This is a genomic window from Amycolatopsis sp. NPDC051716 (assembly GCF_040681595.1).
In the GTDB taxonomy this organism is placed as follows: Bacteria; Actinomycetota; Actinomycetes; order Mycobacteriales; family Pseudonocardiaceae; genus Amycolatopsis.
This window is the reverse complement of record NZ_JBFAZA010000023.1, coordinates 67,540-80,449: the sequence shown is the minus strand read 5'-3', so window position 1 is coordinate 80,449 and position 12,910 is coordinate 67,540. Positions and strand designations below refer to the sequence as shown.

At 70.7% G+C, this 12,910-nt stretch carries 8 protein-coding genes; 4 read left to right on the top strand and 4 right to left on the bottom strand.

Annotation, left to right across the window (positions count from 1 at the left end):
• Positions 1 to 419: 419 nt before the first annotated feature.
• Positions 420 to 2,987 carry a class III lanthionine synthetase LanKC gene (lanKC, locus tag AB0M30_RS29235; RefSeq protein ID WP_364589920.1) on the bottom strand — a complete coding sequence of 856 codons (2,568 nt, stop codon included), beginning with the start codon at positions 2,985 to 2,987 and terminating at the stop codon, positions 420 to 422.
• Between the two features lie 652 nt (positions 2,988 to 3,639).
• Between lanKC and AB0M30_RS29230 the strand changes: the two genes are divergently transcribed.
• The 3 genes from AB0M30_RS29230 (at position 3,640) to AB0M30_RS29220 (ending at position 5,286) form a co-directional block, all read left to right on the top strand.
• Positions 3,640 to 4,005 (top strand): hypothetical protein, encoded by a 366-nt coding sequence (locus AB0M30_RS29230; protein WP_013222284.1) that lies wholly within the window; start codon positions 3,640 to 3,642, stop codon positions 4,003 to 4,005.
• 22 nt (positions 4,006 to 4,027) lie between these two features.
• On the top strand, positions 4,028 to 4,399 hold the full coding sequence (locus tag AB0M30_RS29225) for a hypothetical protein (protein WP_103341744.1): 372 nt from the start codon (positions 4,028 to 4,030) through the stop codon (positions 4,397 to 4,399).
• A gap of 170 nt (positions 4,400 to 4,569) precedes the next feature.
• Positions 4,570 to 5,286, top strand: coding sequence for a trypsin-like serine protease (locus AB0M30_RS29220; protein WP_364589917.1), 717 nt, complete (start codon positions 4,570 to 4,572; stop codon positions 5,284 to 5,286).
• Positions 5,287 to 5,334: 48 nt separating this feature from the next.
• Here the strand turns inward: AB0M30_RS29220 and AB0M30_RS29215 are convergent, their stop codons facing one another.
• The 3 genes from AB0M30_RS29215 to AB0M30_RS29205 all read right to left on the bottom strand — a co-directional run bounded on the left by AB0M30_RS29215 (position 5,335) and on the right by AB0M30_RS29205 (position 10,962).
• Positions 5,335 to 6,636 carry an alginate lyase family protein gene (locus AB0M30_RS29215; RefSeq protein WP_364589914.1) on the bottom strand — a complete coding sequence of 434 codons (1,302 nt, stop codon included), beginning with the start codon at positions 6,634 to 6,636 and terminating at the stop codon, positions 5,335 to 5,337.
• 99 nt (positions 6,637 to 6,735) lie between these two features.
• The gene (locus AB0M30_RS29210; protein ID WP_364589911.1) at positions 6,736 to 7,245 is read right to left on the bottom strand and encodes a histidine phosphatase family protein; all 510 of its coding nucleotides are present in this window, start codon (positions 7,243 to 7,245) and stop codon (positions 6,736 to 6,738) included.
• 69 nt (positions 7,246 to 7,314) lie between these two features.
• Entirely contained in the window at positions 7,315 to 10,962 is a 3,648-nt protein-coding gene (locus tag AB0M30_RS29205) for a hypothetical protein (RefSeq protein ID WP_364589909.1), read from the bottom strand.
• Positions 10,963 to 11,516: 554 nt separating this feature from the next.
• Between AB0M30_RS29205 and AB0M30_RS29200 the strand changes: the two genes are divergently transcribed.
• Entirely contained in the window at positions 11,517 to 12,884 is a 1,368-nt protein-coding gene (locus AB0M30_RS29200; protein WP_364589906.1) for a glycosyltransferase family 2 protein, read from the top strand.
• The last annotated feature ends 26 nt before the right edge of the window (positions 12,885 to 12,910 follow it).

The window sequence follows — 12,910 nt, the reverse complement described above, 5'->3', positions numbered from 1 at the left end:
TCCCGCCGACGACCGCGACCCCCACCCGCAGTCGGCCTGGTAGTTGATAGCGGACCGTCGCCGGAAGGCGCCCCGGCGGCGGCCCGCGCCACTACCGCAGGCAGCGGCCGCCCGGCACTGGGCGGCTGGTCCGGTACTGGGTGGCTGACCCGGTGGCTGGGCCAGCGGCCGGTAGCTGGGTCGGCGGCCCGGTAGCTGGCGCCTGGCCCGTCCGGCACTGGGCGGCTGACCCGGTGGCTGGCCCAGTACTGGGCCACTGGCCCGTCTGGCTCTGGGCGGCAGGTCCGGCTGGGCATGTCGACCTGGCCATCGAGCTCCTCGCTCCCGGACGCAGCTGGACGTGAAGCGCTGCTTCGCCTTCGTGGACGCGGTCTCAAGCAGACAGCGGATTCCCTCGTCGGCCGTCGTGGCGATTCCGGTCAGCGACCGGTAGCCGGATAGATCGGCGTGCCACCCAGGAAGGGCAACACTTCATTGCCGTCATAGAGCGAAGCCAGAGAAAGGAGGATCCCCGCGCTGCCGGTCTTGACGTCCATCGAGAGCCGCAGCAACCGGTTGCCCGGGAACGCGAGGCCGTTCTTGTACGGCACCGCGTACCAGGCCAGCCACGCCAGGTGCCGGTCGATCGCCGCCGCACGGCTCGGCTGCTCCACGCCTGGGTTCGCGGCCAGCGCGACCGCCAGCCCGCACCGGCCGTTGAGCAGACCCGGCTGGACGACGACCTCGCCGAGGCACGCCTCACGGAGAGCGGAAAGGCTGTCCACGGTCTCCGCGTCCGGGCGGTGCCGCGCCAGCTGCTCGGCGACCAGGAGGATTCCGGCGCTGCCGACGCCCGCGTAGGGCAACGTGCGGGCCGCACCGTCGCGGACCTGCAGCGAGCCGTCGTCGGCCTCGATGCATTCTTCGAGGTCGCGGCACAGCGCCTGGTCGGCGAAGGAGAGCCAGGCCGACTCGCCGGTGCGCTCGAAAAGCCGGATGAACAGCAACGCCGGCCCGGCCCACCCGGACAGCAGGCCGGCGCGGGCGGAGTTCCCCGGCGGCGCGGCGGTCTCCAGCGCCTCGCCCAGCCGGACGGCCGTGGTCAGTGCCTGGCGCCCGAACTCGTTGTCTTGGCGGACCGTCGCGAAGTGCAGCATCGTCAGCCCGATGCCGGCCAAGCCGCTCTCCAGGGAGTGGTCGGTCGTCTGCTCGACGAGCCGCGCGGACGTCGCCAGCAGCTTGCCGGCCACGTCGTGGTGCCCGAAGTTCTCCAGCACGTACGCGATGCCGGAGCTGCCGTCGTAGAAGCCGGGCCGGGTCGGCGGCTCACGATGGACCGCTTCGATCAGCCAGCGTTCGTGCTCGGGGAAGCGGCCGGCACCGGCGACGTCGAGAGCGTGCAGCACGCCGGCGGCCCCGACCCCGAAGCACGCACCGCCGACACTGAACTGTTCGATGTCCCCGGGGAACAGCCGGTCCTGACGCGCGGGAGTCGCGCTGGCGAGGATCGCTTCGGCGATCTGCTTGCGGACCAGCGACCAGTCCGGTTTGTCGTGGTCGAGCTCGGTGTGGACCGATGCCGGCTCCGCGGGGGCTTCACACGGGGCCAGCACCGCGACGGCGGTGTCGGCGTATCCCTCGGGCAAGGGGAATCGGCGTTCGACGAAGTCGGCGATACGACACAGCTTCGCCGGAGCGAGCTCGGCCAGGGGCGATAGCGGCAGGAAGAGCCACAGCCGCAATGCAGCGAGCGCGTGCTCGTCGACCGCGAAGCCGGTGCGGTCAGCCGGAGCGCGGAAGCCGGGCGTGCCCGGTGCCGGGCGGCCGGCGGACTCGGCGTCGAACGCCGTCCCGAAGTCGGTCAAGGAGATCCGGTCGTGGTGGTCTTCGTCGACCAGAATGCTCAGCGGGTGCAGGTCACCCAGGATGATGCCGCGGGCGTGGGCTTCCGCGACCACCTTCTCCACTCCCTCGACGATGTCCAGCGCGCGGCGCGCGTAGGCGGCGATGTCGACGGCCGTCGTGCTGCGCCTGGTCAGCGGGTAGTTGCGGGTCAGCCAGCCGGCCAGCGAAATACCCGGCAGGTACTCCGTGGCCAGGTAGTGGCGCTCGGAGACGGTGAACGACTCGACGACCCGCGGCACGCCCGGGATGCCGGCGAGCCGGCCGAGCACCTCGTGCTCTCGGTGCAGCCGTTCGACGGCGTCGACCCGCGCCTCGTCGAGACCTGCGTACGGACGGGCCTCCTTGAGGACGACCTGGTCACCGCCCGCCTTCGGGTCGGCGAGGTAGCTGCCACCGCCGTTCGAGACGTGGAGTGGCCGCACCATCCGGTAGGGAAACGGGGCCCGTGCATCCGCTTTGCCCGCGGTGATGCTGCTTCGCAAACAAGCCGGGAGTTTGACCCAGTCGGGCATGGAGAACGTCGGTTCCCGCTTCTCGGGGACCAGTCGGCCGTCCGGCTTGCGGACGGCCGGGACGCGGTTGCCGTCGTGCTCGACCCACTGTTCGGCGAATCCGCCGTAACGCACGTAGAGGGGTCCGTCGCCGTACCGCAAGGCGCTCGGAATTCCGGGGCCGTGCTCGCCTTCCAGCCGCGTTGACAGGTCGGCGAGGACTCGCTCGAGTTCGTTGTGGTCAGCCGGGTAAATGGTCGCCAGCTCGACCTCGCTGTCACCGGATGCGTATTTCGAATTCCGCGCGAGCAACGTCAGCGGCGAGCGGAGATGCCGGCAGGCGACCGCCTGCTCGGTACAGGAGCCGTACACCTGCGCGAGCACCCGGCTCGCGTTGTCCAGACCGGCCGAGACGTGGACCTGCCAGCCCTGGGCAGGGAGAACGCGACCGTCGGGATGCCTCGAGCGCCACACTCCACGGTCCGCAGTGATCCATCCTGCGGCCGGCGCGGGGAGCACCGGGGTGAAATCCTCGACCGGCGCGCCGTTTTCCTGCTGTTCGTCGTAGAACAACGGGTCGGCGAAGCAAAATGCTTCGTAGCGCAGGTCCATCCGAGATACCCCTCCGTGCGACCCCCGGGCATGACTGCCCCGGGACGAGGAATATTCCCCCATGCCGGACAGCTCTGCGCCAATCCGCCAACCCGGCGGTTCAACTGGGCTATCCGAGGTAGGCAAAAAGGGCGTCTACCGGCCGGTATACGAACCCAGGGTGATTTTGTCCAGTCCGGCCACCACACCATAGTGGAACAACGTGAAGATCTTTCCGACATTTCCGCAGGTCCACCAAAGGATCCGGCTGAAAATCCCACCGAATTGGCGAATTGCCATCAAGGCTGGCCGGTGATCAATTTTCGCGTTAGGCGTCCGTCGCGTGAGGACGCGTCGCCTACGCCGGATCACGTGGTGGTCCGCGCCGCGCCCGCGGCATCCCGGCGTGGTGGTCCGGCCCACGCCCGCGGCACCGACAGTGGTGGTCCGCGCCACGCCCGCCGCACCCCGACGGCGGTGGTCCGGCCCACGCCCGCCGCACCCCGACGGCGGTGGTCCGGCCCACGCCCGCCGCACCCCGACGGCGGTGGTCCGCGCCGCGCCCGCCGCACCCCGACGGTGGTGGTCCGCGCCACGCCCGCGGCACCTCGGCGGACAGGCCCGCCAGTACCACGGAGTAAGTTGGCGGCCGGCGGACCGGAAGGAGGAACGGGTGATCTTCGGATTCGCCGTGACGGTCGCCGTGGCTGCCACGCTCGTCGCGCTCTGGAGCTTCGTCCAGTCGGCTCGGAACCGGCTTCCGGACAACCCGCTCCTGGTCGCGCTCGCGGTCATCGAACTGCTGCTGGTCGTGCAGCTGGTGATCGGGATCGTGCTGCTCGCCGGCGGTGACCGGCCCGGCAGCCTGGCTACCTACCTGGCCTATCTGATCGGCTGCCTGGTCGTGCTGCCCGTCGGCGCCGCCTGGGCGCTGGCCGAGCGGAGCCGGTCGAGTACCGCCGTGCTCGGTATCGCCTGCCTGGCCATCCCGGTGATGGTGCTGCGACTGAACGAGGTGTGGAGTGGAGCAACAGCGTAGGACGGCCAGCGGCCCCGGACGGGTGCTCGTCGCCGTGTACGCGATCTTCGCGCTGGCCGCCACGTCGCGGGCCGGCGTCCAGATCGGCACGAAGTTCCACGAAGCCCCGCTCGCCTACCTGCTCTCGGCGTTCGCCGCGGCCGTCTACATCGTCGCGACGATCGCGCTGGCCCGCCGGGGTGACGGCTGGTGGCGCGTGGCGCTCGTCGCCTGCTCGATCGAACTGCTGGGCGTGCTGACGATCGGCACGCTGAGCCTCGTCGACGCGGCCGCCTTCCGGCACCCGACCGTCTGGTCCGTCTACGGCGAGGGATACCTGTTCATCCCGCTCGTGCTGCCGGTCGTCGGGCTGTACTGGCTGCGGAAGACCGCCCCGGTGAAGATCGCCGCCTGAGCGCGCCGAACAGTACGGGAACTGCACGTAGCCCACTCCGGGAAATAAATACGGATTCGACCGGCGACTTTCGTCGGTTCCGGACATTCGCCGGAAACTCGGACAATCTTCGAGTTCGGTCCCCACCGGCTTTCCCCCACGCGGTTCTCCCCGCGTGAAAAGGAGTGAGCGTGAAATTCGGCAAGTTCGTCCTGCTGGCCGCGAGCACCGCACTGGCCGTCGTCGGCCTCGGCGGTCCGGCGGCCGCCGACAGCACCCCGCAGGCCCAGCCGTCGATCATCGGCGGCAGCACCGCCGGCAGCGGCCCCTGGGCGGCCCGCCTGTTCGTCAACGGTCAGCAGAACTGCACCTCGACGATCATCGCCCCGCAGTACATCCTCACCGCCAAGCACTGCGTCAGCAGCTCCGGCACCTACACGTTCCGCATCGGCAGCCTCGACCAGTCGAGCGGCGGGACGATGGCCACCGGCTCCACCATCACGCGGTACCCCGGGTCCGCCGACCTGGCGATCGTCCGGCTCACCACCTCGGTGAACGCCACCTACTCGCCGCTCGGCAGCGTCGGTGACGTCTCGGTCGGCCAGAACGTCTCGGTCTACGGCTGGGGCGCGACCAGCCAGTGCGGCTCCGAGATCAACTGCCAGTCGCGGTACCTGAAAGTCGCGACCGTGCGGGTGAACTCGATCGGCTGCAGCGACTACACCGGCGGCGTCGCCGTGTGCGCGAACCGCGTCAACGGCATCACCGCCGGCGGCGATTCCGGTGGCCCGATGTTCGCTTCCGGCCGCCAGGTCGGCGTCGCGTCGACCAGCGACCGGTCGAACAACACCGCGTACACGAACATCACGCGTTATCGCAGCTGGATTTCGCAGGTGGCGGGCGTCTGATTCCGCCGGAAAAGGGCCCGGTCGCGAACGGCCGGGCCCTTTTTGCCGTCAGGACGTCGAAATGTCGTCCAGCTGTTCCGCGGCCGGCCGCACCGGGTAGAGGTCGCCGCCCGGCTCCACCGGCACCCGGGGCAGCGCCGTGCGCGCCGCCCGGTCGCCCGCGTCGGCCGCCGCGTGCAGGACGTCCAGCGCCGCGTACGGCCGGAAGTCCAGCTCGGGGTACGGCCACGCCGCCTGCCCCTGCGTGGCGCCCGGGATCAGGAGGTCGACCGCGCCGAACAGCGTCGCGCCGCTCGGTGCCGTGTAGTGCCACAGGTCGACGCCGACGTGCTTGCCGATCTGCGCGAGCCGGGTCAGGGCGACCAGGTTGAACGCCGAGTAGTGCCAGCTGCGCGTCCGGCTCGTCTCCTGGGGTTGCAAGCCACCGGTCTGGATCTGCGGCGCGATCCGCTGCGGACCGGCGTCCCGCGCGATGGCCGCGGCCAGGTCCCGCTGCCCCGTGCCGAGAGCCAGCGCGGCGACGAGCATGTCGTAGAAGCTGCCGTGGTTGTTCTGGGCCTTGGCTTCGTCGGTCCCGTTCTTGCTGGTGCGCAGCCAGCCCAGGAACTGCGTGTACCAGCCGGTCATGCCGGCCTGGTCGGTCCTCGTCCAGCCGGGCGCGCCGGTGGCCAGGATCGCGGTGGCGTCGACGACCTGGCTCAGCGTGTAGGAGAACTCGATGATGCCGATGCCGCGGCCGTCCACCTTGCACGGGATGCCCTGGGCGAAGTTCATGTTCGGGTTCATCTTCGTGGCCGTGTCGAGGAACCACGTGCGCAGGTCGAGCGCCGCGCGCTGGGCGTACCGCGCGTCCCCGGTGTAGTACCAGGCGAGCGCGAGCCGGTAGATCGCGGCGAACGCCTCTCCGCGGTAGGCGTGGTCGGTGATCTCGTCGACGATCGGGTTGCGCTGGCCGTCGCGCTGCACGAACGGGCAGCCCCACGGGTTTTGGGCGGTCGGCTCCGTCGTCGGCCACCAGTAGGGCGCCAGGCTCAGGTAGTCGTGCTTGTCCCCGCTGGGCGGGACCTGTTTCTTCGCCGTGACGCTCCACGGGCCCGCCGTGAGGTCGGTTTTCGCGGCCGTGAGCAGGTTGTTCAGCGCGGTGCGAGACGTCTTTTCGCCGACGAGCGCGGCGAACTTCGTGCGAAGCAGCTGATTGCCGTCGAGAACGGCGGTTGCGGGGGCGCACACCGGCCCGATGATCGGGACGGCGCAGCCGGTGGGTCGCGACGCGGCCTCGGCCGGTGCGGCGAAAGAAGCGACGAGGCCGAGCGCGGCGAGCGCGGCCACGACGGTGTGGCGGAAAACCATGTCCGCTCCATTCACAAATATGAACATCAGACCTGTGAGTGAATGGAGAGTACACATGTGAACATGAGAGAAGCAATGTTTGGTCCGAACCAAGGACCGTCAGGCGGTGAAGTCGCGCGGCCGGAAGAAGGCGACGAGCCGGGCGGTGCGCAGGGCGTCCCAGGGATCCGTGGTCGCGAGCACGGCCGCGGCGCCGGTGGGGAACTTGGTCTGGACCGGCAACGTCTCTTCCCCGTGCCCGGCGAGGTGCAGCGTCACGTCGCTGACGCCGGGCTCGTGCCCGACCAGCGCGAGCGTGGTCACCTCGGGCGGCGTCCGGTGGGCGGCGTTCAGCAGCTCGGGGACGTCGGCGCCGTAGAGGTCTTCGTCGTACTCGACGGGCGGCGGCGCGGGGAGTTCGTCGCTCACGCGCAGCCAGGTTTCCCGGGTGCGACGCGCGGTGGAGCAGACGACCAGTTCGGGAACGTGCCCCTCGGCGGCGAGCCACTGGCCGAGCCGAGGCGCGTCACGAAGGCCACGAGGCGCGAGCGGCCGCTCGTGGTCGGGCAGGCCCTCCGACCAGTCCGACTTCGCGTGCCGGACAACGATGAGCCACCTGGTCGCGTCCATGCCCGCCACCCTAACGGCGAAGGGGCCCTGGAGCGGTTCGCTCCAGGGCCCCGGTTCCCGCTCAGCCGATCACTGCCGGGTCGGCACACCCGGCAGCGCGACCTGCGGCTGCTTCACCGCCGACAGCAGGCTGCTGCCGGCCAGACCGGACACGACCGGAACCACCGGAACCGAAGGGACAGACGGCACCGGGCTCTCCGCCCGCGGCGCGCTGGGCACACCCGGCAGCGCGACGTGAGGCGGCTTGAGCTGCGGCAGCAGACCGCCACCGAGCAGGTCCGGCAGCGACGGGACGTCGCTGCGCGCCTGGTGACCGGTGGCTCCGGCGACACCGGCGGGCAGACCGCCGAGCGTCCGGCCCGAAACCGAGCCCAGGGCACCGGTGGCCTTGCCGATGGCGTCGGCCGACCCGCTGCCGAGCAGGCTCATCGCTCCCCCGATGCCGTCGGCGCCGAGACCCGGCGGGTCGGTCCGCGACGAGACGTCGTCGCGGGCCAGCGGCGACACCCCGCCGAGCACGCCGGTCAGGTCGAGCTCCACCGGGATGTGCGCGGCCTCGGTCCGGCCGACCACGACCTCGGTCGTGTCGGTGCCCGTGTTGAGCACCTCGGCCAGGATCGGGATCGTCACGTTCTTCACCTGCGGCACCAGGCCCACCGGGATCTGCACCGCCGGCTTCGCCGTCGGCGTCCCGCTGACGTGGCTGTCCACCGTGCTGTCGACGTGGTTGTGCACGATCGACAGCGCGCCGACGCCCCAGCGGAACACCTCCGGGTCGGCCGCGACCGGCACGTCGAGCAGGGCGCCGCTGAGCGCACCGCTGCCGGCCGTGGTCTCGTCGCCGCCGTCGGTCGCCGTGAGGTCGTTCTGGACGTCGTTCGTCGCGGACCCGACGGCCGAGATGCCCAGGCCGTAGACCTGCGGCATCGCCTGCGGGTCGGCCGAGAGGATGTCGCCCGAGAGCGCGCCGGCCGTGCCGTCGGTGACGATCGGGCCACCGGAGACGAGGTCGTAGGTGTTCTCGGTGTGGTTGGCCGTGTTGGCCATCAGCGAGATCGACTGACCGGTCGCCTGGACCAGCGGCTGGATCGGCGCCGCGACCGCGTCACCGGCGATCGCACCGGCCACACCGGACGTGTACGTCGTGCCACCGGCGTGCGAGCTGACGTCGTTGTCCGCGTCGGTGACCGCGCCACCGATCCAGGACACCGCCCAGCTGCTGACCTGGCCGGCGCCACCGATCGGGGCTTCGACGACATTGCCGGCCACCGCACCCTGGTCACCGTCGGCGTAGTTCGGGCCGCCGGAGGTGAACTCGGTGATGTTGGTGCCGATCGCCTCGGCGTTGCCGCCCCAGGTGGCACCGATCGTGTTGACCTGCACCGGCAGCGAGCTCGCCTGGTCGACGATGTTGCCGGAGACGGCGCCGCCCTTGCCGGTCGCCGAGTCGGCGCCGCCCGCGTGGACGTGAGTGAGGAAGTCGCCGTGGCTGGTCGGGTTGCCGCCCCACGCCCCGGCGATGTTCATCACCTGGGCGCCGATGGCTTCCGGCGCGGTGACGATGTTGCTGGAGACCACACCGCCGTCGTCGTCGGTGTTGTTGTCCCCGCCCGAGGTGAGGCACTTGTGCTCGGTCATCGTCGAGGTCGGGATGCCGCCCCACGCGTAGGCGCCGTTGAGCACCTCGACCGGCGTCGCCAGCGGCGCGTCGACGATGTTGCCCGCCGCGACCGCGTTGTTGCCCGAGGTGCCCTGGAAGCCACCCGCGACGACGTTTTCGGCGTTGGAGCACGACGAGGTCGGGATGCCACCCCACGCGCCGGCGTTGCAGATGACGTCGGCGTCGCCGGCCAGCGACGGGCCCACGATGTTGCCGCCGCCCACGGAGTTGTCGCCGTGGTCGTAGGTGTTGCCGCCGACGACCGAGTCGACCGTGGTGTAGCACTCGGCGGTGGAGATGCCGCCCCAGTCGCCCGCGGTGCCGCAGACCTGGGCCGGGAGCGTCGCCGGCACGTCGGCGACGGTGCCGCCGACGATCGAGTTTTCGCCGTCGGTCACCTGGCCGCCACCGGCGTGGGCGCTGTTCTCGTGCGTGCAGTGCGTGGAGGTGATGCCGCCCCACGCGCCGGTGTTGCAAGAAGCCACGACGGGCTCCGCCACCTGCGGGTGCGCGACCGTCCCACCGGCGAGCGAGCCCGCGCCGCCGCTGTAGACGTCACCGCCCGCCGTCGAGTCGACGAAGCTCGCGCCCATCGCGTCGGCCAGGCCGCCCCACGCGGCGGAGTTGTGGTTGCCGGTCACCGGCACCGCGACCGGCGCGTCGGCGACCGTGCCGCTCGCGACCGACTTGGTGCCGTCGGTCGCGTCGCCGCCACCGGCCTGCACGGAGTAGTCGTTGGTGCAGGTGGTGCCGGTGATGCCGCCCCACGGACCGGTCGTGCAGTTGACCTCGGCGGGGCCGGCCACCTGCGGGTGGACGACGCTGCCGGCGGCCAGCGCGCCGGCGCCGTCGGTGACGAGCTCGCCGCCCGCGACCGAGCCGACGTTGTTCTCCGACGTCGCGAAGGACTCGCCGCCCCACGCGCCGGCGGTGCCGAGCACGTTGACCGGCAAGGCGACCGGGGCTCCGGCGGCGGTGCCACCGCCCACGGACTTGACGCCGTCGGTGACCGTGCCACCGCCGGCGTTCGCGTCGAGGTTGTTCACCGAGTCGGCGTGGGTGAGGCCGCCCCAGGGACCCGAGGTGCCGTTCACCGCGACCGGAGCCGCCACGCCCGGGGTGAGCGCGGTGCCACCGACCAGCGAGCCGGCGCCGGCCGTGGTCACGTACGGCGCGCTCGCGGAGGTGTCCCGCACGACGGACCCGGGCGTGCCGGCCTCCGCGAGCACGGTGTTGACCGTGTTCGCGGTGGCCTTGCCACCCCAGGCGGCCGCGGTCCCGTCGACCTGGGCCGGCACCGCGACCGGAACGCCGGCGACGGTGCCCGAGACGACGCCGTCCTTGCCGCTGGTCGTCAGCTGACCGGGCGAGTGGGCGCCCTGGGTCGTGGTGGTGTTGACCGTGCCGGTGCCGCCCCAGCCGGCGGCGGTGTTGTTGACGCCGATCGGCAGCGCGCCCTGGACCGCGGCGATGGTGCCCGAGACGACGCCGTTGTCGCCGTTGGTGGTGACCGGGCCGCCGACCGTGCTGTCCTGGTTGGCGAAGCCGTCGACCGTCGCGTTGGACAGCGTGCCGAAGGCCAGGTTGTTGACCCCGATCGGCGCCGTCACCGGCGCGGTGACGACGTTGCCGCCGGCCGGCTTGCCCGCACCGGTCGTGGTGATCGGGCCGCCCTGCTGGTGGACCTGCTCCGAGTCGTTGACGACGTGGGAGTCACCGCCCGCGCCGACCGCCCAGCCCGTGATCTGGACCGGGACCGACACGTCGGGCTTGACGACGTTGCCCAGCAGCGCACCCGCGAGCGGCTTGCTCGTGTCGTGGAGCACCGCGCCGGTGTTGACGTCGGCGTCGGTGTCGAGCGGCAGCGGCGCTTCACCGGCGGGAGTGCCGAGGTTGATCTTGCGGAGCTGGATCGGCACGGAGACGCCGCCGTCCAGTGGCGACGGAGCGAGGTCGGGGTTGACCTGCTCCTCGGCGGATGCGATGCCGGTGCCCAGCATCATCAGGCCGCCGGCCAACATCGCGGACTGCAGCCCGCGTTTGGCCCAAGGGTGCATTACCTGTTCTCCTGTTCGTGTTCTTCACGGCTTCTGCCGGGAGAGGGGTTGGCTGGGGAAGAAGAGGGACGATCAGTCACCGGACTCCTGCGCGCGGCGCCGGGCGGACCGGATGAGGACGACACCCAAAACGAGACTGACGACACCGAAGACAATCCACCACGTCAGGTTCGCTCCGGTCGTCGCGAGCAGTCCGCCGCCCCCGACGACACCACCGATTCCAGGTCGATACACGATTTTCTCCGATTTTCCACATGACCGCGTCGCGCGCGCCGGCTCACCAAAAAGCACGGCGCAGCGCAGGAACCGCGAATGAATTGATCAAGACAGTATCCGCCTGTTGACATAGGGTGCAAATGGAGCTGCCGGACAGCACCTGATAGTGGGGTTTGAGTCGATCGTTAGTGGATAAGGAACCCCGCTGATCACCGGTTACGGCGGTCGGCACCCTGAACAACGGACACCTGAACGAGTGATCAACCCCGCCGGGAACTTCGCAGAGCAACGCCGTTATCGTGCGGCCGACACTCGATTTCTTCCCCCGGAGCGACGCAATGAGCCTGTCGTTATTGCTGAGCTGTGCGCAGGCGTTCGCGATTGTCATGAGCGCGGCGTTCGTCCTCTACGTTTGCGGGATCATCGTGCCGTACCTGCGGCACCGGCCCACCTGGCCCGGCGATCCGACGCTCTTTCAGTGGCATTTTTTCGTGCCCTGCCGCGATGAGGAACTCGTCATCGGCGAGACCGTCCGGTACCTGCGGACGCGGTTCCGCGCCGCGCACGTCTGGGTGATCGACGACCATTCCGACGATCGCACCCTCGACGTCGTCCGCCGGCTGCAGGGCCGGGGGGACCCTCGGCTGCACGTCGTGGCCCGCCGCCGTCCCGACGCCCGCACGGGCAAGAGCGACGCGCTCAACGCCGCTTACCAGGCCCTGCGCACGTGGGTCGGGCGCCACGACGACGGCACGAACACGATCGTCGTCGTGGTCGACGCGGACGGCAGGCCGGCGGGGAACTGCATGTACGTCTGCACGGCGCCCCACCTCTTCGGCGATCCGGCGGTGGGGGCGGTGCAGATCGACGTCCGGATGGGCAACCGGGGCACGGCGCCCGGGTCGGGCAACCGGATTCGCCGCGGGTTCGGCCGCGCTCTGGTGCGCATGCAGGACCTGGAGTTCCGCACGGCGATCGCGGCGATCCAGATGTCCCGCGGCCACACGGGAACGATCGCCATGGGCGGCAACGGCCAGTTCACCAGGCTGTCCGCCCTCGATTCGATCGCCGGCCCGCAACGCCGCCCCTGGCGCGGCTCGCTGCTCGAGGACTTCGAGCTCGGCGTCCACCTGCTGACGGAGGGCTGGAAGACGGGCTTCAGCGTCGACACGCACGTCGACCAGGAAGGCCTGTACAGCATGCGGCGGTTCCTGGCGCAGCGAACCCGCTGGAGCCAGGGCACGATGCAGTGCGCTCGGTACGCCCGCAGGATCTGGAAGTCCCCGCACCTGACGACGTTCGGCGCGGCGGAGATGCTGTATTACCTGGCCCAGCCGTGGATGCAGCTGCTGGGCAGCGTGGTGTACCCGATCCCGTTGGTGCTGTTGACGATCCACGCGTTCACCGAACCGGCGGTGGCGTGGGCGTGGTTCACGGGCGGCGCGTGGAAATACCTGCTGGGGTACGGCGTGGCGGGGATGCTGCCGTTCCTGATCTGGGGCCCGGTTTACCGCAAGCACTGCGAGCCGAGATCCGGGCCGTGGCGCGGAATCGCGTACGGGCTGGGCTACGCGTGCTACATCTACACGTTCTACATCACGGTGTGGCGGGCGGTGTTCCGGCTGGCCCGGGGGCGCAACGGGTGGGCCAAGACGCGTCGCAACACCGAGCGGGCGAAGACCGAGGTGGTGGCGTTGGACCGGTGAACGCGGCCGTTCGACCGGCTCCGTCA